This is a genomic window from Paenibacillus sp. SEL3 (assembly GCF_054602585.1).
In genome coordinates, this window is the sequence record NZ_CM137725.1 from 6,378,663 (window position 1) to 6,405,408 (window position 26,746).

Annotated in this window: 21 protein-coding genes and 3 pseudogenes; 5 read left to right on the forward strand and 19 right to left on the reverse strand. The window is 43.8% G+C overall.

Annotation, left to right across the window (positions count from 1 at the left end):
- Positions 1–109: 109 nt before the first annotated feature.
- From ACYCS5_RS28680 to ACYCS5_RS28695, 4 genes are all read right to left on the reverse strand, one after another.
- Complete coding sequence (locus ACYCS5_RS28680; RefSeq protein WP_013371386.1) at positions 110–505, reverse strand: DUF2500 domain-containing protein; 396 nt, start codon at positions 503–505, stop codon at positions 110–112.
- 188 nt (positions 506–693) lie between these two features.
- Complete coding sequence (locus ACYCS5_RS28685; RefSeq protein WP_029517499.1) at positions 694–876, reverse strand: hypothetical protein; 183 nt, start codon at positions 874–876, stop codon at positions 694–696.
- A 153-nt stretch (positions 877–1,029) separates the two neighbouring features.
- On the reverse strand, positions 1,030–2,280 hold the full coding sequence (locus ACYCS5_RS28690; RefSeq protein WP_029517498.1) for a WD40/YVTN/BNR-like repeat-containing protein: 1,251 nt from the start codon (positions 2,278–2,280) through the stop codon (positions 1,030–1,032).
- A 162-nt stretch (positions 2,281–2,442) separates the two neighbouring features.
- The gene (locus tag ACYCS5_RS28695; protein ID WP_029517497.1) at positions 2,443–3,834 is read right to left on the reverse strand and encodes an amino acid permease; all 1,392 of its coding nucleotides are present in this window, start codon (positions 3,832–3,834) and stop codon (positions 2,443–2,445) included.
- Between the two features lie 232 nt (positions 3,835–4,066).
- On the opposite strand from ACYCS5_RS28695, the gene ACYCS5_RS28700 reads away from it, so the two are divergent.
- A complete protein-coding gene (locus tag ACYCS5_RS28700) occupies positions 4,067–4,996 on the forward strand; it encodes an L-lactate dehydrogenase (RefSeq protein ID WP_029517496.1) in 930 nt (309 codons plus the stop codon).
- Positions 4,997–5,114: 118 nt separating this feature from the next.
- Here ACYCS5_RS28700 and ACYCS5_RS28705 read toward each other — a convergent pair whose 3' ends face one another.
- Positions 5,115–6,218 (reverse strand): DUF3900 domain-containing protein, encoded by a 1,104-nt coding sequence (locus ACYCS5_RS28705; protein ID WP_029517495.1) that lies wholly within the window; start codon positions 6,216–6,218, stop codon positions 5,115–5,117.
- A 389-nt stretch (positions 6,219–6,607) separates the two neighbouring features.
- Here ACYCS5_RS28705 and ACYCS5_RS28710 point away from each other — a divergent pair, with 389 nt between their 5' ends.
- A complete protein-coding gene (locus ACYCS5_RS28710) occupies positions 6,608–7,825 on the forward strand; it encodes an MFS transporter (protein ID WP_322252707.1) in 1,218 nt (405 codons plus the stop codon).
- An 83-nt stretch (positions 7,826–7,908) separates the two neighbouring features.
- Here the strand turns inward: ACYCS5_RS28710 and ACYCS5_RS28715 are convergent.
- A pseudogene (locus ACYCS5_RS28715) lies at positions 7,909–8,115 on the reverse strand (ABC transporter ATP-binding protein); the annotation flags it as partial.
- Between the two features lie 624 nt (positions 8,116–8,739).
- On the opposite strand from ACYCS5_RS28715, the gene ACYCS5_RS28720 reads away from it, so the two are divergent.
- Positions 8,740–10,704 (forward strand): endonuclease MutS2, encoded by a 1,965-nt coding sequence (locus ACYCS5_RS28720; RefSeq protein WP_459760557.1) that lies wholly within the window; start codon positions 8,740–8,742, stop codon positions 10,702–10,704.
- Between the two features lie 952 nt (positions 10,705–11,656).
- Here the strand turns inward: ACYCS5_RS28720 and ACYCS5_RS28725 are convergent.
- The gene (locus tag ACYCS5_RS28725) at positions 11,657–12,613 is read right to left on the reverse strand and encodes a tyrosine-type recombinase/integrase (RefSeq protein ID WP_029517491.1); all 957 of its coding nucleotides are present in this window, start codon (positions 12,611–12,613) and stop codon (positions 11,657–11,659) included.
- Positions 12,614–12,915: 302 nt separating this feature from the next.
- A pseudogene (locus tag ACYCS5_RS28730) lies at positions 12,916–13,026 on the reverse strand (type I methionyl aminopeptidase); the annotation flags it as partial.
- A gap of 303 nt (positions 13,027–13,329) precedes the next feature.
- Here ACYCS5_RS28730 and ACYCS5_RS28735 point away from each other — a divergent pair.
- Positions 13,330–13,497, forward strand: coding sequence for a hypothetical protein (locus ACYCS5_RS28735; RefSeq protein WP_007432475.1), 168 nt, complete (start codon positions 13,330–13,332; stop codon positions 13,495–13,497).
- A 116-nt stretch (positions 13,498–13,613) separates the two neighbouring features.
- On the opposite strand, the gene ACYCS5_RS28740 is transcribed toward ACYCS5_RS28735, so the two are convergent.
- From ACYCS5_RS28740 to ACYCS5_RS28790, 11 genes and pseudogenes are all read right to left on the reverse strand, one after another.
- Positions 13,614–14,660, reverse strand: a complete 1,047-nt coding sequence (locus ACYCS5_RS28740) for a FecCD family ABC transporter permease (RefSeq protein WP_459760558.1) — start codon at positions 14,658–14,660, stop codon at positions 13,614–13,616.
- Position 14,661: 1 nt separating this feature from the next.
- Positions 14,662–15,726: a FecCD family ABC transporter permease gene (locus tag ACYCS5_RS28745; RefSeq protein ID WP_459760559.1), complete on the reverse strand. Its 1,065-nt coding sequence runs from the start codon at positions 15,724–15,726 to the stop codon at positions 14,662–14,664.
- A gap of 224 nt (positions 15,727–15,950) precedes the next feature.
- On the reverse strand, positions 15,951–16,931 hold the full coding sequence (locus ACYCS5_RS28750; protein ID WP_459760560.1) for an ABC transporter substrate-binding protein: 981 nt from the start codon (positions 16,929–16,931) through the stop codon (positions 15,951–15,953).
- A 37-nt stretch (positions 16,932–16,968) separates the two neighbouring features.
- Positions 16,969–18,684 carry an ABC transporter ATP-binding protein gene (locus ACYCS5_RS28755; RefSeq protein WP_459760561.1) on the reverse strand — a complete coding sequence of 572 codons (1,716 nt, stop codon included), beginning with the start codon at positions 18,682–18,684 and terminating at the stop codon, positions 16,969–16,971.
- Between the two features lie 37 nt (positions 18,685–18,721).
- The gene (locus ACYCS5_RS28760; RefSeq protein ID WP_459760562.1) at positions 18,722–19,729 is read right to left on the reverse strand and encodes an ABC transporter substrate-binding protein; all 1,008 of its coding nucleotides are present in this window, start codon (positions 19,727–19,729) and stop codon (positions 18,722–18,724) included.
- Between the two features lie 219 nt (positions 19,730–19,948).
- Positions 19,949–20,859, reverse strand: a pseudogene (gene rbsB, locus ACYCS5_RS28765) (ribose ABC transporter substrate-binding protein RbsB).
- A gap of 34 nt (positions 20,860–20,893) precedes the next feature.
- On the reverse strand, positions 20,894–21,862 hold the full coding sequence (locus tag ACYCS5_RS28770) for an ABC transporter permease subunit (RefSeq protein ID WP_013310465.1): 969 nt from the start codon (positions 21,860–21,862) through the stop codon (positions 20,894–20,896).
- A gap of 1 nt (position 21,863) precedes the next feature.
- Positions 21,864–23,345 (reverse strand): sugar ABC transporter ATP-binding protein, encoded by a 1,482-nt coding sequence (locus ACYCS5_RS28775; RefSeq protein WP_340885597.1) that lies wholly within the window; start codon positions 23,343–23,345, stop codon positions 21,864–21,866.
- Positions 23,346–23,375: 30 nt separating this feature from the next.
- Complete coding sequence (rbsD, locus tag ACYCS5_RS28780; RefSeq protein ID WP_322252716.1) at positions 23,376–23,810, reverse strand: D-ribose pyranase; 435 nt, start codon at positions 23,808–23,810, stop codon at positions 23,376–23,378.
- Position 23,811: 1 nt separating this feature from the next.
- Positions 23,812–24,690, reverse strand: a complete 879-nt coding sequence (gene rbsK, locus ACYCS5_RS28785) for a ribokinase (protein WP_069011915.1) — start codon at positions 24,688–24,690, stop codon at positions 23,812–23,814.
- A complete protein-coding gene (locus ACYCS5_RS28790) occupies positions 24,683–25,711 on the reverse strand; it encodes a LacI family DNA-binding transcriptional regulator (RefSeq protein WP_069011760.1) in 1,029 nt (342 codons plus the stop codon). Before ACYCS5_RS28790 ends, rbsK begins: the two co-directional genes overlap by 8 nt.
- Positions 25,712–25,923: 212 nt before the next feature.
- On the opposite strand from ACYCS5_RS28790, the gene ACYCS5_RS28795 reads away from it, so the two are divergent.
- A complete protein-coding gene (locus ACYCS5_RS28795) occupies positions 25,924–26,652 on the forward strand; it encodes a DsbA family oxidoreductase (protein WP_318627308.1) in 729 nt (242 codons plus the stop codon).
- The last annotated feature ends 94 nt before the right edge of the window (positions 26,653–26,746 follow it).

Genomic DNA, 26,746 nt, shown 5'->3' on the forward strand with positions numbered 1-26,746 from the left:
GTTCTAGTATATATGTACCAAAATGTGCTGAACAAGAAACATCTACAGCCCCCTACTCTGGTTTCTTACAGAAGGCTGTAAATGAATCCAAAAATAATTAGACTGAATTCTACATTTTAACCTGTTCCAAGCTATAGCGATTAAGACGCTGAAACCCGATATACCTTGTACCCTGAAAAGTAAGCCGTCCCTCATCCCCTTCAGCGCATTGACCATATTCTTCCCCAGATACCTTAAACTCCATCCGGTCGCCACTTTCCACTTCGAAGGTTACGTAATAGAAAGTATAGGTGCGAGTCCCTTGTTCCTCCTGCCGCCTCTGTTGGAGATGTGTCCTTCTGGCCGTAATTCGGGAACCGACCGTCAGTACAGGCTGCCTTTTATTCCGACTCCATTCCATGACTTCCCTGCCTGCAGACAACACGACAATACCCAACACGACAACGAAAAATACGGGCAGTACCGTGCCCAGCCAATCGAACATCCATAATGATTCAAAACCCATGCACCGCACTCCTCTCCGCCAGGCATTCCACAGGGAAACGACCGGGCATCCTGACCTCACCTAAGCTTTCCATAACAGTATATGTATGTTCCTGCCCAAATTTGATAGCAACCCTCAAGAACGCCAAGAGCCCCCACGGAATAATCCGGGAGGCTCAAGATATGGCGATATCAGAATGATTCATTGATTTACACATGTACAAGCTGGAGATAACGTTGTGTTTCATCCAGAGCTTCATGATCTTCGTCTTCAGCGTAACGCTCTGCACACTGCTTGCAGTCCTCTTCAGTCGTGCAACCATAGGCATCCTGGCAAGTATAACAAAATTGTAGGTAGTATTGGGTTAACATATGATCCTGATTCGCTCTCATGATTATCACTCCTATCGTTGTTTACAGGTTTAGTATAACAGCGGCTTATTCGTTAGTTTGTGATTTTTTTCACATATAGTCGTATAAAATTTAAATTTTTTAAAAATAAAACGCCCTGAGAAAAATACCCCAGGGCAATCACCTTTATAGCGATTATAAAATTCTCCAGTTCGCACCGCCGTCCGTCGTTTTCAGCAGCAGTGACTTCTTGTCATCAAGGCGTTCCAGAAGCAGCCAACCCACCGAAGAAGAGGCGAAACGGAGCTTGACCGATCGTGGGTAGTCTTTTAGCTTCAAGGGTAGCACTTTGTTGCCTGTGAGACTTGTCCACGTCTTCCCCCCATCCAATGTACGGGTCAATCCGGTTTCGGTTATGATCCACCCTTCCTTTTCGTTTAGAAACGTACGGCCAGGGATAATAGAATTAATGTTGCTACTCAGACCCAAAGATACATCGCTCCATTGGGCCCCTGTATCATTTGTAAACAGTCCATTATATTTTGTGCCGTTAACCCCAGAGCAAAGAACTGGAATCCAATACGAGGTACTGCTCCCTTTCAGAGACTGCTGGGCTTCTGCTTTGGCCTGAGGGCAGCCCTGAATTCTGTTAGCTACCGGCGTCCAGGTTTTCCCTTGATTCAAAGTCTTGTACAACTTAACACTGTTATCTAGATTGATCGCTACAAATCCCTGCTTGTTGGAAGAAAAGCTCATCCCGGCCAGACTGCCCCGATCGGGTAAACCTGAGCCTGATTTGTTGGATGTCATACCAGAACTTTGCGCAACTTTATTCCACGTGGCTCCACCGTCAGTGGTGTGATACAACAGTTTTTGTTGATCCTGCTCATTCAGTTTTACATATGCCATGATCCAGCCAGTAGTTGGATTTACATATTGGATCGAGCTCACATGATCCCCGCTTGGAAGCGCTGAAACATCCCAGCTCTGTCCTCCATCTGCTGTTCTCAGAATGACGGTTGCTGTTTTATCCAAATTTTGGCGAACAACCCAACCGTGACGCGAATCAGTGAAACTGATGTCCTTTCCATATTCAAGTTTGTCTTGAAATTGGACGTTTTCGGAGGGGGAAATATTATTCCATGTCTTTCCGCCATCATGAGTATCATAAAGTCGGAGCTCATTATGGGTAACTCCCCAAACTAACCCTTTATTATTATCAATCAAATGAAAATCCGCTATTCGCGTCTGAACTACATATTTGGCGTTGGGATCGCCCACCTTTGGAGTCACTGGTGGATTAATAGTAATCGTCTGACCCTGATCATCAGGTTCCTCAATCGGAGGTTTTGTTAACGTTTCTGGGGCTTCAGCAGAACAGGCAGTCAGCAGAATACCTATCAGCAGTAGTACTCCCCCCAAGAGCGCACGCCAGCGCAGTTTCATATAAAAATCCTCCCTCGATGGCATGCTGTAATCACGTGCCAAAAGCTTATCTGAAACAGAATTATACCATAAACGCCTCTATGTGACACATTTCGCGTAATGACAAAAAAAACCGGCCCCTTCACAAAAGTGCAGGATGCCGGCTTTTTATACTAAAATTTATTAGGATTTACGGTTCAACAAACTTTTGTGGTATCCATAGAAGAAATAGATCAGCAATCCAAGCAGGAGCCACACAATGAATCCAATCCAGGTGCTAATATGAAGCTGAAGCATCAGACCGATGCAAACCAACGCACTTAAAAGCGGGAGCAACGGAACCCACGGCACAGTAAAGCCTCTTTTCAAATCAGGGCGTTTCTTGCGCAGAACGATAACCCCTACCGATACCACAGCAAAAGCGAACAGGGTTCCAATACTCGTCAAATTGGTCAGTGCATGTAACGGGAACAATCCACTAGCCAATGCGATAATACTACCTACCAGCCAAGTGCTTCGAATCGGTGTTTGAGTTTTGGCATTTATTTTAGATAAAAAAACGGGTAAAAGACCATCACGTGACATGGAGAAAATCAACCGTGTTTGACCAAACAACAGCACCAGTAAAACGGTGGTCATCCCCGCAATCGCTCCGACTGAAATCAATCCGGCTACGAAATCCTGATGAATAAAACGGAGGGCAAACGCAACAGGATCACTTACCCCCAACTGCGTATAAGGTACCATTCCCGTTAGCACAACTGAAACGGCAATGTACAATACCGTGCAGATCGCAAGAGAAGAAATAATGCCGATGGGCATATTCCGCTGCGGATTGCGAACTTCTTCGGCTGCAGTTGAGATGGCATCGAAACCCAGATAAGCAAAAAATACGATTGCCGCAGCACTCAAAACACCAGAAAATCCATAAGGCAAAAATGGTGTCCAGTTGTCAGGCTTAACATAAAAGATACCGATTGCAATAAATAGCAATACAACTCCGACTTTAACACAAACCATTATTAAATTGAATCGAACCGTCTCCTTGGCTCCGAGACTCAGTAACAGTGTGATGAGCATAATGATGCACACGGCTGGTAGATCAATAATGGTTCCCTTGGTCGAATCGAAGGCTGCGGTTAAAGCCAGCGGTAAATGTATATCAAATCCAGCCAGCAAGCCTTGAAAGTATGCAGACCATCCACTACTCACAGAGGCGGCCGCCACTCCATATTCCAGAATCAGGTCCCAACCCAGTACCCAGGCCAAAATTTCTCCAAATACAATATAACTATACGCATAAGCGCTCCCAGCTGCGGGAACTGTAGATGATAGCTCCGCATAACATAAGGCTGCTAGTACGCAGGCAATACCTGCAATAACAAAGGAGAGCATCAATCCAGGACCTGCATTTTCTGCTGCTGCCTTGCCAGTAATAACAAAAATCCCGGTACCGATAATACATCCTACACCTAGCATGGTGAGATCAAAGGCACCCATTGTTCTCTTTAAGCGACCTGTAGATCCGCTTTCCTCATGCGGGAGCAGTCCTGTTTTTTTTCGAAATAAGTCCATATGCCGAATCCTCTTTCCATAATTTCATGCGTCAATATCGGTGCTGCAACGCTTTAGTGCGTGTTCTTATCATTCGATTAATTATTAGCGAGCTCGCCTTTGAAGTCAAGGAAAAATGTCATATTTCTTTGCGATGGGTTAGTATATAGGGTACACTGAGTTGGAAAGATAAATTTTTAAGTAATATCCCAAAATGAAAAGGTATACAACCCGAGAAGGAGATGAGGATTTTATGAGCTTAAAACCTTACAAACGAAGTAGAGTGGCTATTGTCGGCATGGGAGCGGTTGGCACAACAACCGGCTACACCCTGCTGCTGCGCCAACGCATGCAAGAACTTGTCTTTATTGATGTCAACGTCAAAAAGGCGAAGGGGGAAATGCTCGATATGAATCATGGGCTTCCTTTTCTCGGCGGTGTCAAAGTATGGGCGGGTGATTATGAAGACTGCCGTAATGCAGATATCATCATTGTTGCAGCGGGAGCTTCACAAAAGCCGGGAGAAACACGTATTGATCTTCTCAAGCGTAATGCCGAAATTTTTGAAAGTATTATTGATAATATCGTCAAGGTCAATACACATGGCATTTTGCTGATCGCAACCAATCCAGTGGACATTCTCTCCTACATCTCTTGGAAACGCAGTGGTTGGCCTTCAAGCAGAGTCATTGGATCAGGAACGTTGCTGGACAGCGCACGCTTCCGCTATTTGATCGGGAAGCAAAAAGGCATCGATCCACGAAGCATCCACGCCCACATTATTGGAGAACACGGTGACTCCGAGTTACCTGTATGGAGCACGGCCAACGTAGCTGGAACTCCGCTGGAACTGGGTGAAGAAACGAAAAATGAAATTTTTGAAAATACCAAGAATGCTGCCTATGAAATTATAGATGCTAAAGGCGCAACTTCTTATGCTATAGGGCTGGCTCTCGACCGAATCGTAGCCGCCATTCTCGGTGACGAGGGGTCGGTACTTAATGTGTCCACCTTGCTGGAAGATTATAACGGAGTATCTGACGTATATTTAGGTGTTCCAAGTATCGTAGATCACAATGGAGTACGTGAAATTTTGGATCTTCCGCTCAATGACGAGGAACGTGCTAGGTTGCTTCAATCTGCGGACAAGCTGAAAGATCAAATTAGCAAAGTTCATATGTAGATCGGGAACATAAAAGCTAAACAAAACTGGCCTCCACAGCGGTAATATCCGTTGAGAGGCCAGTTTTTTAGTCATTATAATGTAAAAATTCAGTTTGTCGTCCTGCTATGCATTCGAATTACCAAGGTGGCGTATCGCCATCCGCATCCTCATTTTCATGCTGGCGTTTCTCTTTTAGCCGCTCAGCCACCGTTTCAAACGATTCAGGTTGAAGCAGCTCAATCGGTGAAAATCCCTTTTCAAACGTAAATGCGTCACCTTCAATAATAAGTGCATATCGATCATGAAGTTTCGTGATATGCAGCTTGGCGCCAAAGTCGGACAGTAGCCCACGCACGGCCGTATCATCTAGTTTAAAACGAACTTCAATTTCTGGTTTCAGCTCGACAATATGCTGTGCAGCCTCTACGACCTGGAGAGGTTCCCATTTCCCTTGCAGATCCCGTTTTTCGCTCGCCGCCCACAATTCCAGATCGCGCTCTTCCTGCTGTCTTTCCTCATTAGATGCATCCGGCCATTTGGTTTCTACGTAATTCTGAACGAAGCCCATGACATGCTCATTGACGATTTCCGGCATGGATTGCTCATAGGTCACGAATTTCAAAAAATCTTCAAAATACCGGGCATGCGAAGACTGGTGAATTTTAAGCTCCCACTCATCGTTCATCCCCTCCTCAAGCATGTAAGGATACATGATGGATTTCATATTACGGGCAGAAATAGCCATTTCGACCTCACTCACCAGACTGCTTTCAGTAATTCTGGCAATTTTAGGCTCGAAATCACATTTAAGCACAAAAATAAACGGATCATCCGAGTGTGTATTCAAGGTTGCCTGTACAATGATCAGCGCTCCGCCGCGTACTGCGCTCGTATCCAGATACATCCGCACCAGATCGTCACAAGCATTTTTAAAATCTTCCTTATCCTCTGCTGCCCGCAGTCGGGCGAACATATTGAAATTCGGATTACTGCTCAATTCATGCTCCGGTTCGACGATAAAGCGGCCGATTTTGGTCGGTGCCTGCTCTGTGCTGGGATTTTTTTCAACCTTCCGCTTACTAATACGAGTAAATTCCCCGTCCAGAAATTTTTTAACATCGCTTTCGTCATAATCGTAGTCGTCCATCGTAGCATAATGCTTATAGGACTTACCACCCTGTCCTTCTTTTCCATCTACCTGAATTACAAAAAAAGATAAAAAATCCACTTGAAAGTTCATTTACGTTCCATTCGCTCCTTTTCAGGCATGTACGCGTAATTATATCACTATGATTTTAAAAGGTACATCGGATTCAGCCGCCTATTATTAAGATAAATATTTTTGGTTAACATAATATTTATTATGTAAATTAATTTTTCGATTAGATATCATTCCTAATTCACAAGTTTAAAGTGAGTACTTTTACTACTATTCTATTTCACGTTCTTAACGATCATTGACCTCTTTATTTTCTATGCTCTACTTTCTTCATGATTCAAAAAACATTTGACTAAATAGTAGTTAATTTATTATATTATCTATTATTACATAGACAAAAATATTTTTTGTTTATTTAAAATGACATCTCAAGGATCTTGTACCCTGGAAAAGGAAAGGAGAGTTTGTAGTTGTTTAATAATCCATATATAAGGACCATTATCGCCTCCAATGCGCTGCTAAATTTGGGCATTTGGGTGCGCAACTTTGCCATACTGTTGTATGTAACAGATTTGACTCATAATGATCCCGTATACGTGTCGCTCATTTCAGTTGCTGAATTCATGCCTATTTTTCTGTTCGCTATCATTGGAGGAACATTCGCGGACCGTTGGCGGCCCAAACGGACCATGATTAGTTGCGATTTGCTGTCCGCTGCCTCTATTTTTATTGTCTTGTTGGCATTATGGTACGGGTCATGGCAGGTGCTTTTGCTGTCCACTTTCTTTTCGGCCATTCTATCTCAATTTTCTCAGCCGTCTGCGATGAAGATATTTAAGCAGCATGTAGCACCAGAACAGCTTCAGGGAGTGATGGCCCTTTTTCAATCTCTCATGGCATTATTTATGGTTATCGGCCCCGTTATCGGTACATTTATTTATCAACACTTTGGAATTTTCATTTCAATGTCTATAACCGGAATATTGTTTCTCATCTCGGCGCTTGTCCTGACTCGTATTCCACAAGATGAACAAGCACTTGAGATAGATGATCAACCCCCTCATTTCATTCAAGAGCTTAAAGAAGGAATACGTTATGTATGGAATAACCGCACACTTCGCACGCTTGGGGGAACATTCACCGTAATTGGGCTAGCGGTCGGACTTATTCAACCATTAATGGTTTTTATCGCCATCGAGAACCTTGGACAAAACAAGGAATTCCTGCAATGGCCATTAATGGCGAACGGAGCGGCTATGCTGGTGGGAGGCGGTCTGATTATGGGGGTTGCCAAAAAAGTACAGCCGCAATTACTGCTGGTGGTCGGACTTTTGGTCAGCACACTGACAACCTTTGGAGTCGGATGGTCGCACAATATTGTGCTGACCATGGCACTACAAGTTTTCAGCGGCCTATTTTATCCTTGCATTCATATCGGTATCAACACAATGATGATGAAAAACGCCGAAGCTGCTTTTATCGGCCGCGTCGGTGGTGCCCTCTCTCCCCTGTTCTCCGGGATGATGGTCGTCGGTATGAGTATTGGCGGAACACTCAAACACGAATCCTCCCTGAACACCGTATATACCGTGAGCGCCGGCTTGTTTTTGGTCGGAGCGACGCTGTTGTTACCATTGCTTCGTGACAGGCGGCCTGTACAAGCTGTCATAGCCGATGATTCTGAATAGCAGCACAAGAAGCCGCCCCTGGAGAGGTGATATGCCATCCTCCGGGGCGGTTTCTTAATGTTTGTATCATAATTTCAGACGGATTATGACTCTCTTCCTTCATGCTGTCTTTTCCACAATCGTGCATCCAGGCCGTTATCATCCAACAGCTCATCATGTTGTCCCTGCCCTACGGCCATTCCTTTGTCCAATACTACAATACGGTCCGCGTTTCGTATCGTTTTGAGGCGATGAGCAATAGCAATGACCGTTCCACCTTGGACAAGGCGGTTAATAGCCTGTTGTATCCTTCTCATTATCATTTAATAGATAACAAAACTTTATTAGATATCGAGTTTACATAATATATGTTATGTTAATATAAGGATCACCATTGTAGCGTATTAAAGAAGTAGGACTTGACTTCAACGCCTGTCCAATCGTATAGTATGGTTATATCTTCAATTAAGGGAGAGATTTTGATGTCGGTGAACGTTCTTAACTAAGCAATTGCATATTCAGGGAGTATCATCAGGCGCTTGTACCCTTCGGGGACAGGTTTGTTTGTTGCTATATTGTTACCCTGATATTAGTTAAGAACATGCGGATATCATAGATCGCCTTCGGGATTATCTTCATCTAGGCCCTATTCCGTGCTGTGTTCAGCGCGGTTTTTTTTGTTTTCAGATTTTGTAACTTCCCTTTAAACGTCTTCCTTTCACGATCCCAATAGCTTAGCAAAGAACTATTGCGTGAATGAATTGGAAACACGGAACTCGGAACTACAAAAGTTGAATAACAGGCTTATTTGAAGATAAATTCCCTCTTTCCTTAAGGGCGGAGAATGAACGTTTTGTTCATTCTCCGCCCTTTTTTATTTTAACAGCAAGGTTTTCTAAATCCTTACACCACACAACCAAAGGAGAGATTTATTCATGAACGAAACTACAATGCTGCGTTTGGAATATGATCAAATTAAAACAAGAGTTTCTGAATGTGCTTTTTCTTACCTGGGTAAGCGTCACGCTGCTACTATGCGGCCAATTACTGATATCCGTACCATTAAGATTCGTCTTGACGAAACGAACGAAGCGTTACAGATCATTCGCCACGGAGCAAGCGTTCCTGTTCCTTCGTTGGAAGGTATGGAGCACATTCTTCAACTGCTCGGAACCGGGTATATGTTCAGCGAGCGTGATTTTTCTCATATGGCTCAATTCATTCGAAGCTGTATTCAACTGATAAAATATATGCATTCCAAGGCGGACGCTGCTCCAACCGTCAGCGCTTATGCATCTTCCATGTATAGCATGGAGCCACTTTTATCCGAAATCGAAAGATGTATTCATTCGGGACGTGTGACGGATATGGCCAGTAAAGAACTAGCTAAAATTCGCAAAAAAATTGCGGTTACTGAAGAACGTATCAAGAGAAAACTTGACTCTCTCACCAGCCGTCACCGATCCATTATGCAAGAAAATATGATTAGTCAGCGCAATGGCCGTTACGTGCTTCCAATCAAAAAAGAATTCCGTAAACAAGTGAAAGGTAATGTACTGGATGAATCAGGAAGTGGTCAAACGGTTTACGTTGAACCTGCCGAGATTACGAATCTGCAATTCGATCAGAGCGCGAACATGGCAGAAGAATCAAAAGAAGAAATGAAAGTGCTGGGAGACCTGACGGCAATGGCTGAGTCATACAACCGGGAACTAAGCATCAATACAGAGACAGTAGGTGTATTGGATTTTTTATTGGCAAAAGCCAAATACGCCATGACTCTGGATGCTATCCCTGTCGAACTTAACCTTAACGGGATTATAGACATCCAAGGTGCACGTCACCCGTTGATGTCCCATACCATGGTGCCGCTTGATTTCTCAATTGGCGAAGGATATTCCTCACTCATCATCACCGGACCGAACACAGGCGGAAAAACGATGGCCCTCAAAAGCGTCGGTCTTTTAACACTAATGGTGCAATCGGGGCTACTGGTACCTGTTTTGCATGGCAGCCGAATGGCTGTATTCGAGGAAATTGTGGTAGACATCGGGGATGGACAAAGCATTGAACATGCTTTGAGCACCTTTTCTGCACACATCCGCAACATGATTAGCATATTAGAGACAACAGGCAACTCTACTCTGATCCTGATTGATGAAATGGCATCCGGCACCGATCCGGGAGAAGGAGTAGGTCTCTCTATCGCGTTGCTAGAAGAATTCCATCGTCGCCGGGCGACAGTAGTGGCTACAACGCACTTTAGCGAAATTAAGCATTTTGCTGAAAATACACCGGGATTTCAGAATGCTCGTATGGAGTTTGATACCGAAACGCTACAGCCTTTGTACCGACTTCGCATTGGAGAGGCCGGAGAAAGCTACGCATATGCAATTGCCCTGAAGCTGGGCATGTGGACACGTATTATCGAGCGTTCCGAGGCCATTTCTGCGGGCAGAGCATCTCAAAATACACAGGAATCGTTTGTTATTCCCCCTTGTGTTGATGATGAAATGTCGTCTGATGATGCAAATAAGTCTCTTCCTAAAAAAGCGGCTTTTGACGATACAGCCACAAAACGGAGGAAACAAGAACTTCCTCTCAAAACCAAGCCATTTGCCCTTGGTGATAGTGTTTATGTAGGCTACCTGGATCGAACTGGAATTGTATACAAAACCGAGGATGAACGGGGGAATGTCGGAATTTTGATCCAAGGACAAAAACTGAGCATTAACAAAAAGAGGCTCGTCCTTCACATCGCTGCTACTGAACTGTATCCTGACGACTATGATCTGGATATTGTTTTAGAAACCAAGGAAAACCGCAAAAAACGGAAACTGCTGAGACGCAAGCATGTCGAAGGAGTGATGATCGAATCTCCCCCAGAAAATGAAATATAGACGCACCGGTATATTCTCAACTGAAAAATAAGCTATTTTTATATTGTCAGTGAAACTTGAATCTGCAAGCGGACACTTAACAAGAGCGATCCACTTGCAGATTCTACCACAACGAAAAACATAATATATATTATGTAAACTAAACGGTTTCCCTCTTATTTGTATTACTCAATCCGGCACTCATCGAATAATCACTTTTGTTATCATTCTAACGTTAGGATACAAAGGCATCTTATGCTTAGATTTGTAGGATTCAAAAAATTGATAGGGATGTTCTTCTTTCATGAGAACGTCCTCATTTAAATTAACTACCATAGTACCAGGTTCAAATTTATTTCTTTAAATAAATTTGTGTTAGCTTTCGTCAAGGCAATATCATACTAACCTTTAATTCACCATTGCTTTCCAGCTTATTTTGAATTATTCTAATGCTAATCATAAGACGATCATTAAAATAAGGAGGCTAGTCTATTGAAGAATGCTGTTGAAGAACTGGCGAGAATCATCGAAGATTTATCATGATTAAGCATTCAACATCCCCTATCAAAATTGAATCGTATGCGCAAAATGAACGGGTGGCAGCTAATCAGTATCAGGAAGTGTTCTCTTACGTGGATGTCATACATCTATGGAAACTATTGAATAAGCAAATCATAAATGTTTTAAACTCATGTACATCATTCGATTCTAAGAAAAGATTTCAAAAAGATGACCACTCCACCGAAACATTACAGTGGCTAGTTGACGATTATATTCAGCATTTGCGGCATCATTTGGAACAAATCAATCAAAAACAAGACTAACGCTATGAAAAAGAATACTACGTTCATGATTGTAATGACCTAATGCCGTTGATGTGATTTTCAAGTCAGGATGTAATTCTGCCCAATGAGTTTACATAATTATTATTATGTAAACTCATTTTCATTTAATCTCAACTTTCACGCTGTACTTATAATCCTGATATTGGTATCTGAATATCCAGCTTATCCATTGCTTTTTCTTTTTCCCGATCAGTGACATGTGTGTATACTGTGGTTGTCTGAATAGATGAATGCCCTAGCAGCTCCTGTACGGTACGCAGATCTGCTCCCTTACGCAATAGCATTGTCGCAAATGTATGTCTCAGCTTATGGCTGGAATAAGCCTCCCGGCGTTCTATACTCTTATCTTGCTGGAATCTTTCGAACGTTTCTGTAGCGATCTGTTGAATGGTGCGCACTGCCAGACGGCGACCTTTTTGGGATACAAACATCGCATCCTCTTTACCTCTCCACGGCGTCAATCTTTCCTCCAACGCATGCTCCACAAAATCACACACGGCTTCCGGTACCGGGAGAGTACGCCACTTACGTCCTTTACCGAACACATCTAAGGTACGTCTTTCTCGGCTGTAATCCGAGACATTCAATGAGTGAACCTCCCCCACCCGCAATCCCATGTAGACCATCAGCAGAAAAATTGCCATATTACGATTTGCATATTTCCCCTCCACCGCAAGCAAAAACGGATGAATATCCTTTTCATCCAGATAGACGGGCATACGATTCTTTTCAGTCTTTGCTTTTTTAATTCCCGCTGCCGGATTTGTGCTGCATAACTCAAATTCCTGTAGCGCTTTAAAAAAACTGTTCACCGCTGCATGCTTCCGGTTCCGCGTACTATCTCCGGCTCCTCCCTCCCGCGCTTTAGACAAATACGACATAACATGAATCTTCTTCACCTGATCGAGTGGTTTATCACGCAACGTGCGTAAAAACTGCTTCACATCCCCTATATAATTTTTTTGCGTATGTATCGTATATCCAGCATCCTTCATCCAAATCAAAAAAGCTTCCAGCTCCTCAGTATATATTTCATCAATTTCTTCTGTTGTATCGAGCTCCACATGTCGCAACTCTTTTTTCATCCCGCTCGCCTCCAATTCAGTTCATATTCCGAAATATACTGTAAAACGATCATTTTCGTCTTATTTTTATCGACAATTCAATCGACATCTTACGCAGAAGAGATTCCAAAAGTCGTTTTAAACCTAAACAGCGTATAATTTATATTATACGCTGTTTTTTAAACGCTTTTCAAGGGCAAATAGAGCGTTTTTCCTCTTGTTTAGCATCCGAGCGAAAGCTTTAGCATTAAAAAAGAACCGCATTTATGCGATTCTTATTCGTTATAATTTTGTTCGCCAGTAACCAGAAAGGCACTACTACTTTATAGCAGTGTCAGAATTTGAGGACCATCCTCTGTAATCGCAACTGTATGTTCATATTGAACACAAATCGAATGATCTATTATTCGAGCTGTCCAACCGTCATGTTCCACACAAAATTCCCCATGATAGCCTTTAAATCAGAAAACATGAGACAGTCAAATTATATACATTAAGTTAATTGCCCCTAATCCCTTGTTATCGCCAGCATCAGGAAGTATATCTAAGAACTCATGGGGTGAGTCGCTGTCGACACGGCATGGATGATGAGAAAAAGTAATTTGCAGTCTCGCTCCGTTTTCCCTTGATCATTCAGCACGATATACTTAAAGAAGTCGAAAGGCAACCTTATATTCGACCTATGCTCATTTCAAAAATATAGGTTTATTCATGACAAAGGGAGTGTTCATTTATTTATGAGTACCGAAATGCTGGAACGTCGAAGTGAAATTCTAAAACGAAACATCCATCAATTGCTGGTTCAGGAAAATCAACACGGCGTGACACGTCAGGAAAATTACACGTTGCATAAAATGATCAGAGAGCTGCATCAAACCTCTCATGCCTTGAATACTTCCCGTTGAGATGAAAGGCTGCTAAATTAAATGAAACAAATAACCTTCAGCCCCACTTGCTTAGTGGTGTTGAAGGTTATTTGTTTGCGTATCCTTTAATTGACAGGTGGTACTCTTTCGTGATGTTACCCTTTGGAGCGACTCAGCAGATATAAGAAGTATGGCGCACCAAGGATGGCTACAATCAAACCTGTCGGAATTTCTTTCTGTAAAGGTAAAGATCGTGTGATCGTATCCGCTACAAGTACCAGGAGTGCTCCGACTAAAGCACAGGTTACCAGCAGCATTTTATGCTTCGGACCCACCAGCTTTCTCGCCAAATGTGGAGCCACCAAACCGACAAAGCCGATACCGCCACTAACCGAAACACTAGAACTGGCCAATCCAACCGCAGCAGCGAGAAGGAGAATACGTTCCTTTTCGATAGGTGTACCCAACCCCGATGCCGTCTGATCTCCCAGATTAAGCACATTCATCACATTTGCTTTGTAGTATGCAAAAGGAAGCAATACAATCAGCCAAGGCAACAGAGCCATTACGAATTTCCAGTTTGAGCCCCAGATGCTTCCTGCTAACCAATTAGCTACAGACGTGTAACTTTCAGGTGTCAGCTTAAGAGTCATAATGATCATCGCAGCACTGATACCCGCCGCTACGCCAATTCCGCTCAGTAGTAGCCTTGTCGGGGAAATCCCTTCGCCTTTCTTGTAAGAAAGCGCGTAGATCAGAATAGCAGCTGCTCCTGATCCAATCAGCGCAAGAGCGGGAAGTAAAAACAATGAATTCGTAGTTTGCATAGATGGAAAAAGCAATACAAACAGCATGACCATCAACCCAGCACCCGCATTAATCCCCAGAATACCCGGATCCGCTAGACCGTTACGCGAAACCCCTTGCATGATGCAGCCAGAAACAGCGAGACCTGCACCGATTAGAAGGGAAATAACCATTCGTGGCAATCGGAATTCAAATAGGATTAATTCCTGCTGTGGAGTCCCTTGTCCAAACAAGGTTCTAAATAACTCCATTGGGGAAAGCCGGATAGTTCCCGTATTCGTACTTATGGTGAACGCAGCAATGAGCAATATGAGCAGAATGACAACAACCATCCAATCATGGATTTTTTTACGATGACTAGCTTTGGCAATAGCCCCATTCGTAACGTTATTCATCTTACAGTGCCCTCCTTTCTTTACGTGCCAGATAAAGGAAGAATGGAACCCCAATTAAGGCAATAAGTACGCCCACCGGTGTTTCCTCAGGCGCGTTAATCATACGGGCTGCCAGATCGGCAAACACAATGAGTAAAGCTCCCATAATGGCTGAGCATGGAATAATCCAGCGATAATCGACGCCAACCAGCTTGCGGGTTATATGGGGGATAATCAATCCTATGAAACCTATAGAACCAACCAACGACACCGCTGCACCCGCCAGAATCAGAACAAGAATCATTCCAACTACCTTTACCACCCCAGTTCGCTGACCAAGACTCAACGCAATTTCGTCTCCCAGACTAAGCAGCGTAATGGAGCGCGACAACATGAGAGCGCCAATAAAAGCTGCCACAACCCAAGGCAAAACTATACCGAGCTGAACCCACTTGGTTCCACTAAGACCTCCGGCATACCAAAAGGCCAAATCCTGCCCAACATTAAAGTACAAACTGATCGCATCTCCTAAGGCAGACAGCAATGCCGTGACAGCTGCACCCGCCAATACAAGACGAACTGGCGTAAGACCTGATTTGGATATGGAGCTTGTACCATATACCATCACAACAGCCAGAGCTGCACCAACAAAGGAATACAACATTAACTGTAAAAAGGAAGAGCCGGGAAAAAGGGCAAAGCAAATCGCCATCGCCAAGCTGGCTCCCGAGTTCAGTCCAAGCAAGCCCGAGTCAGCAAGCGGATTTCGAGTCATTCCTTGCATAATTGCACCTGCTACGGCAAAGCAAACTCCGATTAAAACCCCACCCAGAATCCGAGGTAGACGGATTTCCCATATAATTTGATGGTTTTGCAACTCGGGTTTAAAATGAAAAACGGCGTTCCATACCTCTTCTAGCCTAATAGAGGCTGCACCAAAAGATAGGGATAGCGCGATACCGAACGCTAAAAGTCCAAGCCCAGCTGTCAGGATAAGCGAAGCCGCCCAAGGTCGCGAGTGGAATTGAGTCGGCGACTGGTTATGTTTACTTTGAGCGGGGCCATCTGATGATTCTGATAATTTCATAACTATTGTTCACCCTTACTGTTGAATAGTATGTAGCTATCACGAACTGTGTTGAAGATGATGTTGATAATGAGAATTATTATCACGCAATCTTTACTATTGTAAATTAATGTGGCAATAGCTTCAATAGCAAATTTCGAGGAGTGCCTAATGCTCTACCCTATTGTGAAAAAATAAAGCCCTTCGGCATAAATACCAAAGGGCTAAGAACAACACCGAAGCGACTACTTCTGTGCGGCGTTCTCTTTATTCCGCTGGACGATCATACCTGCGATTTCCTCAGCTTGTCCTACAATGGCAATCGGGTCGAAGTACCAATATCGATCCTCCTGAAGCTCAAAAACCTTACCTTGCCGGACCGCATTCAGTGATTTCCATATGCTGTCTCCTTTATAACCTCTCAAATCCTTGTTAACCGTCAGAAAGATATAAGAGCCTGCATATTGATTAATGACTTCTTTTGACACCGATTTCCATTGAGTCTCACCTAATAATTCTTTTTGGACAAGCGGCGGAGGTGTCAAATTGAGTCCTCTGTATACGGCCTGTCCTCCTCTGCCAAAATTATCACCATATACATAGTATTCTTTATCCGAAGCTTCCATTACGGTGAACGTATCCTCAGGCTGAATAATTCCCTTTAGCTTGTCACGTGCGGCCTGCATCCGCTGATCGTATTGGGCAAGCCATGTTTTGGCTTCCTGTTCTTTTCCAAGTAGCTCACCAAAAGCTGTCAGTTCCTCATGCACATTCTTATACGTTCCATAAGGAATGACGATGGTCGGAGCAATTTTACTATATTTTTCATATTCAGAAGCATCTTTGGAACCAATTAGAATCAAGTCAGGCTCCAGAGTCAATACTGTTTCAATGGATACGCTGCCGCGATCTCCAATGCTTGCAATGCCCTGCACAAGCTCCTTCGAAAACGGATTATCCAGATAATATTTAACACTTCCCACAGGTTTAATCCCTAGTGCTAGTAAATCATTCTGGTACATATCTACTACAATCCGCTGAGGGTGAACCGGAATCTTAATATCTCCATGAATCGTTTTGACTGTTTTCATTTCCTCTGACTTTTGTTCACTAGAAGTTTTATTCTGCTTTTCATCCGGTTGCTTCACGTTTCCACTACAGGCGGTAAGAACTAAAGTGACTGACAGAAGCATCATCACAATCCACATTTTCTTTATCAAGCCCAATCTTCCTCTCTCTATTTACGGTGTCATATCGGCCTATTTACGTTCCATATTGAGCTTGGTGCAGGCGACTATATGCTCCTTTTACTGCCAATAACTCTTCATGTCTGCCTTGCTCGGCAATTCCTTGATCTGCAACTACGATAATGCGGTCAGCATTTTTGATTGTTGCCAGACGATGGGCGATAACGAGTGTCGTGCGACCTTGGGAAAGCTCTGTCAGCGCCTGCTGAATCGCGGCTTCTGTCTCTGTATCCAATGCTGATGTCGCTTCATCTAAAATGAGAATAGGCGGATTTTTAAGGAACATCCGGGCAATAGACAAACGTTGCTTTTGACCACCGGAGAGCTTTACACCTCGCTCACCGATCATTGTACCCAGACCATCCGGATATGAGCGAACAAGGTCTTCAATCTGAGCTCGACGAGCAGCATCCCAGATTTCTTCTTCCGAAGCATCAAGCTTACCGTAAGCAATATTTTCACGAATCGTTCCATCAAAGAGGAATACATCCTGCTGTACGATACCAATCATGGATCGCAGCGAATCCAGCTTCATTTCACGGATATCCATCCCATCAATGGTAATGCTACCTTCCTCAACATCGTAGAAGCGAGGCAACAAACTGCAAAGTGTCGTTTTACCTGCTCCTGAAGGACCTACAAGTGCTACGGTTTCACCTGCATGGATAGATAGGTCTACTTTGCGTAATACCTTATCTTTGTTCTCGTAACCAAACGTTACACATTCAAATTGAATATCTCCGTTAAGATGGCTAACCGCCTTGGCCCCAGGCAGATCTTCTACATCCGATTCACTTTCCAGCAAATCCAGGTACCGTCGGAAGCCGGCAATCCCTTTCGGATACGTTTCGATGACAGAATTAATTTGTTTAATTGGCCCCAGGAATACATTAGACAGCATCACAAATGCGATAAATTCCCCGTAGGTCATCTGCCCTTCGATAACAAACCATGTTCCACACACAAGCACAAACAATGAAACCAGCTTCATTAGTATAAAACTAATCGAGGAATTCCAGGCCATAATCCGGTACGCGATCAGCTTCGTTTTACGAAAACGTCCATTATTCTCAGCAAAACGTTCCATTTCATGTGCTTCGTTGGAGAACGCTTGAACAACGCGAATCCCGCTGACATTATTTTCAATGCGAGCGTTATAATCTGCAATATCAGAAAACATACGATGGAAAGCAGCAGACATTTTACGGCTGAAATAAAGAGACAAGTAAATCATGAGGGGTACAATGATGAAAGTCAGTACAGCCAGCTTCCAGTTAATGCTGAGCATGATACCAAAGGCTCCCCCCAGTGTCATCAACGCGATGAACAAATCTTCGGGTCCGTGGTGGGCAATTTCCCCAATATCCATCAGGTCGTTGGTCATACGGGAAACGAGATGCCCTGTTTTGTTATTGTCAAAAAAGCGAAAAGATTGCTTTTGTACCCGATCAAACAGCTTTTTACGCATGTCCGATTCGATGTTAATACCCAGCTTGTGTCCCCAATAGGTAACTACGTAATTCAGCGCAGCACTTATGACATAAATACCGAGTAGAGCTAGACAGGCATATAAAATCCATTTCCAGTTCCCACTGGGTAGCAAATCATCGACCACCCGGTTGACTGCAAGCGGAAAAGCTAACTCCAGCAGTGCTGCCAGCAAGGCACAAGAGAAATCAATGATGAACAAAGTCCGGTAAGGACGGTAGTATTCAAAAAATCGTCTAAGCATAGTCATGACTTCTCCTTTCTAATTTCAATTGAACTGATCACTTCGGATCTACGGAAAACATTTTAACGGCCTCATCCAGAGATTGGTCAACGGCTAGCGGTGAGTACGTAAACCACGGATCTGCTTTGATGAAATACACTTTGTGGTTCTTGACAGCCGGAAGATTTCTCCACAGTGCACTTTGTTCAATTTGCTTAAGCATTCCGTCCTTGCTCGCTTCATCATAAACCAGCATAATAATTCGGTCTCCTGATAGTTCAGGCAGCTTTTCCATTGAAATAACATCATAAACATAATTAAATCTCGGGTCCTTCGCCAGCTTCTGGCGTATGTACTCAGGAGGATTCAATTCCAGTGAACGGTAAATAACATGTCCTACATTCCGCGCTCCGTATACCCTTAACACATTCTTATCGTAGGCCATATAAATCGTAACCGTTTCATCTTTTTTGAATTTTCCAGCCAGCTTCTTTCGACCTTCTTCAGCCTTTTTGTTGAAACTAGCGATCCACTGCTCGGCTTCCTTGTCCTTACCCAGCACGGCTGCGACATTCCGCAGTTGCTCAAATACGTCGCCATCTCCAAACGAAACGACTACGGTTGGAGCAATTTTCTCCAGCTGCTCCTTCACTTCTGGCGTGGTATATTCTGTTGTGATGATCAGGTCCGGTTGTAACTCCAGCACCTTTTCTACATTTGTCGGGTTCCCAATATCCGCAACTCCGTCAATCTTACCTTTTAAATAGTCGCCTTCCAACAAATGGGAAGCAGCACCAGCAGGCTTAACTCCCAAGGCCAGCATAGCATCCAAATATTGTGTCGTGACAACTCGCTGTGGATTTGCAGGGATACTGATCTTATTACCAGTAGCATCAGTATATTCGCGCATGGCAACCGTTTTGGATTGTCCGGAAGGATCATTAGTGCTGGTCTTGTCGTTTGTCTGGTTGTTGCTAGCTGCGTTTCCACATGCACTCAATACAACCATCAAAAGAACCACAAGACAAAGCGTGGATTCCCATTTTAATCTGTACCTTTGTTGCACAATATACGTCCTCCTTAGATATATACAATTCATAATATGATAGTGATTCTCATTATCATATAATTGTTATTCTATCTTTTACCGTCTCTTCTTACAATACAAAAATAAAAAACTTCCATTTATGTGTATGTATCGTCATCGTAGAATAGCCAAAAAAAGAACTGATGCGCATTACAGCATCAGTCCGAATAGCTTAATATGTTGGGTCAAGCGCCCTTTTTATTTCGATTGATCCACTAACTCCAGCTTAGCGGGAATGGATGTTTTCACGGTTTTACCTTGAAGTACATCCTTGGCTGCCTGCACCGCCAATTGACCAATAAGCTCGGGTTGCTGAGCTACGGTGGCTGTCAGTTTCCCTTCCTTAATTGATTTAAGCGCATCCTCGTTACCGTCAAAACCGATAACTGGAATGTCCTTACCTGAGCTTTGGATTGCTTCGATGGCCCCCAACGCCATTTCATCATTGTGGGCAAATACAGCCTGAACGTCCGGATTGCCTTGCAGCAGATTTTCCATCACGTTCAAGCCTTTCGTCCGATCAAAATCGGCCGATTGTTTAGCTATGACTTTCAGATCCTTATCTGCTACTTCATGAAATCCTTTTCCGCGTTCACGGGTAGCGGATGCTCCTGGAACACCTTCCAGCTCGACCACTTTGGCACCTTTTCCAACTTGATCAATCACATATCGGGCAGCCATTCGTCCTCCCTCTACGTTGTCTGAAGCGACAAGTGCTTTTACGTCTCCTTTGTCAGCAGAACGGTCCAGTGTAATCACCGGGATGTTCAATGCATTCGCTGATTGTACCACAGTGGAAATGGCCGAAGAATCTGTCGGATTAATGAGTAACGCGTTTACTCCCTGTTGGATCAGATCATCCTTTGTTTCGCCGAATCATTTTGTGCATCCACAACAATGACCTGCATTCCTTGTTTTTTGGCCTCTGCCACAACTCCGTCTTTGAGAGAGACGAAGAATGGATTATTCAGTGTTGAGATCGACAAGCCGATTTTAATGTCCTTCAGGTTCGCGGCCGCTTTAGGTTTCGCCCATTCGGGCGGTTCCAAGGAACACCCTGTCATGAGCAGGAGCAGCAAGGCAGTCATGATTAATGTAAGCTTTTTCATATTTATGTGTCTCCTTCTACGCAGATTAGGTGTATTATGCGGATTTTTTACGGTCAATCAATACAGCAATAGCGATGACGATCCCTTTTACCACCATTTGATAAAATGAGTTAACCCCCAGCAAGTTCAAGCCATTGTTTAGCGTACCGATGATAAGCACACCAATTAATGTACCTACGATTCGTCCGCGTCCTCCCGAGAGGCTTGTTCCACCTAATACGACAGCCGCAATGGCGTCCAATTCATAAGAAGTACCTGCTGTCGGTTGCGCCGAGTTCAAACGTGAAGTCAAGATAGCTCCCGCCAACGCGGAAAGCATTCCAGCCAGAGAATAAATCCAGATTTTTACACGCGGTACTTTAATACCAGATACAATTGAAGCCTTCTCGTTACCACCAATGGCATACGTTTTGCGTCCGAATGGTGTTTTATGCAAAATGATCCATAGAACAGCAAAGGTAATGAGCATCGTAATCGCTGGAACCGGAATACCGAACTGATAGCCACGTCCGAACAATTGAAATACCAGACTGTCTCCGAGTCCTGTAATAGGGTTACCGTTGGTATAAACGAGTGTCAATCCTCTGAAAATAGTCATGGTTGCTAGTGTAGCGATAAACGGAGCCATTTTACCTTTCGTAATCATCAAGCCGTTGACCATCCCCATCACGCCACCCAATGCACAACCGATGATAATCGCCAAAATAGGATCGAACCCGGCCAGCATCATATTTGCGACAAACGCACTGGATAGTGCTAATATGGAGCCGACTGACAAATCAATTCCACCTGTGAGAATAACGAAGGTCATGCCGAACGCAATCAACGCATTAATGGATACCTGGCGCAATAAATTCAAAATATTAAGCGGTTCCAAAAAGCTGGGATTTAAGACCGATACAATGATTACCAAAATAATGAGCCCCAACAATGGGCCAAGCTTCTGTGTGATTTGTGACATTTGAAAGCCTTTGCTGCTTTTTGATTCATTCATAGTTGTCATATTACTGTCCTCCTGTAGCTAGCGTCATAATATTTTCTTGTGTGGCTTCTTCCCTGCTCAGCTCTCCGCTGATCTTTCCCTCGTGCACCACGACAATACGATCGCTCATGCCGAGTACCTCAGGGAGTTCCGAGGATACCATGATAATCGCGACTCCACGTTCGGTCAACTCGTTCATTAACTGGTAGATTTCCCGCTTGGCTCCCACATCCACACCTCTAGTCGGTTCGTCAAGGATAAGTACATTCGGACCAATACCTACCCATTTGGCAATAACCACTTTTTGCTGGTTACCACCTGACAAACTGCGAACCGTTGTTTCGCCCGATTGGGTTTTTATTTGTAAGCGCTTAATTAAAGTGTTAACAAAATCCAATTCTTTTTTACCTGAAATAAATCCTTTTGAAGTAAAACTGAACAGATTCGGCAGTACCATATTTTCCCGGATAGAAAAATCCAGCACCAAACCCTCATCTTTTCGGTCTTCTGTAATGAAGCCAATCCCTAGTTTCACTGCATCATCCGGTTTACGAATAGACACCTTTTTTCCACGCACATGAATCTCACCACGATCCAAAGCATCCAGTCCAAATAACGCACGCATGATCTCGGTCCGTCCCGAGCCCATCAAGCCTGAAAAACCTACAATTTCCCCAGATCGTACAGTGAAATTCACATTTTCAAACAACCCTTTATGCGAAGCATTTTTGACCTCCAGCACCACTTCTCCCAAAGCAGGCGTTCTTACCGGGTAGCGTTCAGTCAGCTCTCTACCTACCATTTTCCGTACAACCTCATCAAAATTCGTATCGGGAATCGCCTGAGTATCCACCGTTTTCCCATCACGCATGATGGTAATCCGATCACAGATCGCGAATATTTCCTCCATCCGATGTGAAATATACACAATCGAAACACCAACTTTTTTCAAGGAAGTAATAACCTCGAATAGCTTCTGAATTTCCCGTTCGGTTAAGGCGGCTGTCGGCTCATCCATCACGATAACTTTAGCATCTGTCATGAGTGCTTTGGCAATTTCAATCATCTGCTGTTGACCCACTGAACACTCGCCTGCTTCACCGTTCAATGGAAGGTTTACCGAAAGCTTGCTGAATTGTTCATTTGCTAGCGCTTTCATTTTGGAGCTATCTAGTAAGCCCCACTTGGAGGTCATTTCCTTGCCGATAAACAGATTTTCCAGCACAGTCATCTCCGGCCACACATTCAGTTCCTGATGAATAAAAGCAATTCCTTTTTGCTCCGCTTCTTTGGGGTCAGCAAAATAGGTTTCCTGGCCGTCAATGATGATCGTTCCCTCATCTCGCCGATGCAGTCCGATTAGGATATTCATCAGCGTTGATTTGCCTGCACCATTTTCACCCATGAGGGCATGTACTTCTCCTTCACGAAGATCAAAGTGAACACCACTCAGTACCTGATTTGTTCCAAAGGCTTTGTGAATTCCTTTCATTTGAATCTGCATGCTGTACCCTCCTTTTTATTCAACATTGATTTATCCAAAATGGACTCCTGCCTGCAAAATACAATTGGCATACGGTTTAGCTTCTCCTGTACGAATGATCGCCTTTGCATAACGGGTCAGCTCCTTGAATTGTTCATGAGAGCAAAATTCAATGACAGCAACCTGCTTACTAATCTGTGGCTGTTCTAATTGCTCCCCTGCAAAGTTGTACATAATATACTGTAATGCTTGCTCATTTTCTTGTTTGATTTCTTCGGCCAGCGTTACTTTTTCGATCACCATATCTGCTGCAATGACATCAACGACGTCCTGAAAGGATGGAACACCCAGTTTAAGGGCCAAATCAATTTTGGTAACGCCTTCAGGAACAGGTAAGCCAGCATCAGCCACGACAATATAGTCAGTGTGGCCGAGATCCGACAGTATTTTGGATATATGACTGTTTAGGATTCCATGTTTCTTCATATTATATTTGCTCCTCCACTTCACGACGGGTTGGCATTCCACCTTGGGCTCCAAATTTGGTAACGGATAATGACGCAGCACGATTAGCAAATTTCACACTGTCTGCCAGCGAATTTCCTTCAGCTAAAGCCACTGCAAAAGCAGCGTTAAACGTATCTCCTGCACCTGTCGTATCAATAGCTTCTACTTTATAAGTAGGAACCACGACTTCCTGTTCTCCGTCGAAGAACCGTACACCGTTGCTGCCCTCAGTCACAAACAGCTTGTTGGGATATTTGCGCAGCGCTTCTTGAAGACTTAAATCCTTAAACATAATGGCAGCTTCATGCTCATTAGGCGTAATGTAGGTCGCATTCGCAATTACGCTTTCCTCCACTTCACGAGCCGGGGCTGGATTTAGCAACAAGGGTATCTGGTATTTCGCACAAATCTCGCTTACGTAAACAACCGTTTCTGTTGGTATTTCCTGTTGAATTAGCACAATATCCGAACTTCGGATGACGTCAAGCGCTTCTTCCACATAGGCGGGTGTCACTTCATTATTCGCTGCTTTTACCACGACAATACTGTTATCGCCTTCAGCTAGTATAATATGCGCTGTACCGCTTTCCATATGTGTAACCGGTTTCACATAATCAGTATGAACATGATTTTCTTCAAAATTACGTAAAATCTGCTTCCCAAAATGATCATCCCCTACTCGTCCAATCATCGTAACGTCGGCTCCGAGTCGTGCTGCGGCTACTGCCTGATTGGCTCCTTTACCTCCAGGTACGGTTGTGAAGCTTTCACCCAATACCGTTTCACCAGCACCGGGACGTTTGGACGAAGTAACTACGAGATCCATAGAACTGCTTCCGATAATCGAAATTTTAGCCATCATTATCCACCCTTCTCGTTGTATCCCGTTCTATAAATTTGACGGGCAATTGTATGCTTGAATAGGTAAGTACTTTCGAATGAAGATTAGGTACACTTGACTTCGTTACTTGCGAATGCTCAATCAACTGAATGAGTAGTCCTGCTGCTTCCCAGCCCATTTCATAAGCAGGCTGTCGAATCGTTGACAAAGGCGGGAATAACAAACTACTTAGTGGTATATCATCAAACCCGATAATTTGAACATCATCCGGGATTTTCTTTCCTAATCTATGTGCCTCATGCATCACCGCTGTAGCCACGATATCATTACTTGCGATAACTCCGTCCGTATCGGGATACTTGCTAAACAGCTCTTTGGCCCACGACTCGGCCTCCTTGAACGAAAAGGACGTTGTCTCGACCACATGGTAAGCAATTCCGGATTGCTGAAGCTCTTCAACCGCCCCGCGAAAACGGTCTTGTGCTGGACGAATATGTGCAGGGCCCTGCATGACTGTAATTTGTTTGCTGCCGCGTGCAACCATTTCTTGAGCAGCCAAGCAACCGCCATGGGCTCCATCTGCATATACGGAGAGGCTGTCACTGGAAGTTCGATCGAGAAAAACGACCGGGATCTTCAATTTTGCGTAACAATCGGCATCGGGATCATTGGTAGAAGAAATAACACCAACGACATTATTTTGAACAAAAGTATCCATGTAATCCAATTCTTTTTGGCGATCTTCATCACTATTACCGAAAATAATCCGGAAATCATTTTCCTGCATTCGATCCTCTACCCCACGGGCTAACAAGGGAAAGTACGGGTTCGTAATATCCGGCAGCAAGAGACCTATTAATCTAGATTTCTTTTTATACAAAGAACGTGCAACTTCATTAGGCTTGTAATTTAACTGCTTCACAGCAGCCTCAACCTTTCGACGTGTATCCTCGTGTACGTACCCAGTTTCATTAATAACTCTGGATACGGTTGCTACGGAAACCCCTGCAAAGCTGGCGACTTCTTTAATTGTTGTCATAGTGTAGGTTCAACTCCAATGTGTAACCGGTTACACATATAAAATATCACAGCATTAATTTTTTGACAAGCATTAATTATTTGCACGTTGAATCCTTTAGCTTTATAATTCTTATTGTAACTAATGAAGTTTCACCTTTATACACATTCTAAAGTGAGGAGCAATGCTCCCGGTTACACAATAAAATACGTATACATGGAGGCTTATCCCTGATGAATATTGAAGTTTGGTCTGATTATATGTGTCCGTTCTGTTATATTGGTAAACGCCGTTTGGAGCAAGTGTTACAGAAATTTCCACATCACGATGAGGTGCAATTGACATTTAAGAGTTTCGAATTGAACCCGGGTGCTGTGAGAGATAGTGGTAAAACGATCAATGAAGAACTAGCCGCTAAATATGGGGTCAGTCTGCAAGAGGCTCAGGCTATGAATGATCGAATGAACGAAAATGCACGCTCTGCGGGTCTTGAGTATAATATTCATGCCATGGTGCCGACGAACTCTCTTGATGCTCACCGCTTAACACTTTGGGCTCAAACACAAGGCAAAATGCTGGAGCTGAGCGAGCGCTTATTCCATGCTGTTTTCATCGAAGGCAAGCATACAGGGGATCATGAAGTGCTGGCAGCGCTGGCTACTGAAGTTGGTCTAGATCAAAAGGAAGCGGCTGCTATATTAGCCAGTGACCGTTTTACCGACGAAGTTAGAGCTGATGAAGCCGAAGGCGCTGAGTTGGGTGTTCAGGGTGTACCATTCTTTGTATTTGATCGAAAATTTGCCGTTTCTGGTGCCCAGCCGGAGGAAGTATTTCATGACGCACTTCAAAAAGCATGGGATGGACGCTCACCTTTCACTATGATAAGTGGCAGCTCGTCCAAACAGGATGCAGGTGGTGTATGTACGGATGAGGGTTGTGAACTTCCAGGCCGCGAGAGCTGAACAGTCCTTGAATGAACATTTCCAACTCCCTAAATAAATTTTAAAAAAGCGTGCCAGCCCCCTATTAAACCTGAGGCTGGCACGCTTCTTTATT

What these genes read in the sequence shown, in the direction of transcription:
- ACYCS5_RS28680 (WP_013371386.1), bottom strand. Translation starts at nt 505, where the DNA reads ATGGGTTTTGAATCATTATGGATGTTCGATTGGCTGGGCACGGTACTG.
- ACYCS5_RS28725 (WP_029517491.1), bottom strand. Translation starts at nt 12,613, where the DNA reads ATGAAAAAAGAGTTGCGACATGTGGAGCTCGATACAACAGAAGAAATT.
- rbsD (WP_322252716.1), bottom strand. Translation starts at nt 23,810, where the DNA reads ATGAAGAAACATGGAATCCTAAACAGTCATATATCCAAAATACTGTCG.
- ACYCS5_RS28755 (WP_459760561.1), bottom strand. Translation starts at nt 18,684, where the DNA reads ATGCTTAGACGATTTTTTGAATACTACCGTCCTTACCGGACTTTGTTC.
- ACYCS5_RS28740 (WP_459760558.1), bottom strand. Translation starts at nt 14,660, where the DNA reads ATGAATAACGTTACGAATGGGGCTATTGCCAAAGCTAGTCATCGTAAA.
- ACYCS5_RS28790 (WP_069011760.1), bottom strand. Translation starts at nt 25,711, where the DNA reads ATGACAACAATTAAAGAAGTCGCCAGCTTTGCAGGGGTTTCCGTAGCA.
- rbsK (WP_069011915.1), bottom strand. Translation starts at nt 24,690, where the DNA reads ATGGCTAAAATTTCGATTATCGGAAGCAGTTCTATGGATCTCGTAGTT.
- ACYCS5_RS28775 (WP_340885597.1), bottom strand. Translation starts at nt 23,345, where the DNA reads ATGCAGATTCAAATGAAAGGAATTCACAAAGCCTTTGGAACAAATCAG.
- ACYCS5_RS28735 (WP_007432475.1), top strand. Translation starts at nt 13,330, where the DNA reads ATGAGTACCGAAATGCTGGAACGTCGAAGTGAAATTCTAAAACGAAAC.
- ACYCS5_RS28695 (WP_029517497.1), bottom strand. Translation starts at nt 3,834, where the DNA reads ATGGACTTATTTCGAAAAAAAACAGGACTGCTCCCGCATGAGGAAAGC.
- ACYCS5_RS28770 (WP_013310465.1), bottom strand. Translation starts at nt 21,862, where the DNA reads ATGACAACTATGAATGAATCAAAAAGCAGCAAAGGCTTTCAAATGTCA.
- ACYCS5_RS28700 (WP_029517496.1), top strand. Translation starts at nt 4,067, where the DNA reads ATGAGCTTAAAACCTTACAAACGAAGTAGAGTGGCTATTGTCGGCATG.
- ACYCS5_RS28705 (WP_029517495.1), bottom strand. Translation starts at nt 6,218, where the DNA reads ATGAACTTTCAAGTGGATTTTTTATCTTTTTTTGTAATTCAGGTAGAT.
- ACYCS5_RS28720 (WP_459760557.1), top strand. Translation starts at nt 8,740, where the DNA reads ATGAACGAAACTACAATGCTGCGTTTGGAATATGATCAAATTAAAACA.
- ACYCS5_RS28685 (WP_029517499.1), bottom strand. Translation starts at nt 876, where the DNA reads ATGAGAGCGAATCAGGATCATATGTTAACCCAATACTACCTACAATTT.
- ACYCS5_RS28795 (WP_318627308.1), top strand. Translation starts at nt 25,924, where the DNA reads ATGAATATTGAAGTTTGGTCTGATTATATGTGTCCGTTCTGTTATATT.
- ACYCS5_RS28745 (WP_459760559.1), bottom strand. Translation starts at nt 15,726, where the DNA reads ATGAAATTATCAGAATCATCAGATGGCCCCGCTCAAAGTAAACATAAC.
- ACYCS5_RS28690 (WP_029517498.1), bottom strand. Translation starts at nt 2,280, where the DNA reads ATGAAACTGCGCTGGCGTGCGCTCTTGGGGGGAGTACTACTGCTGATA.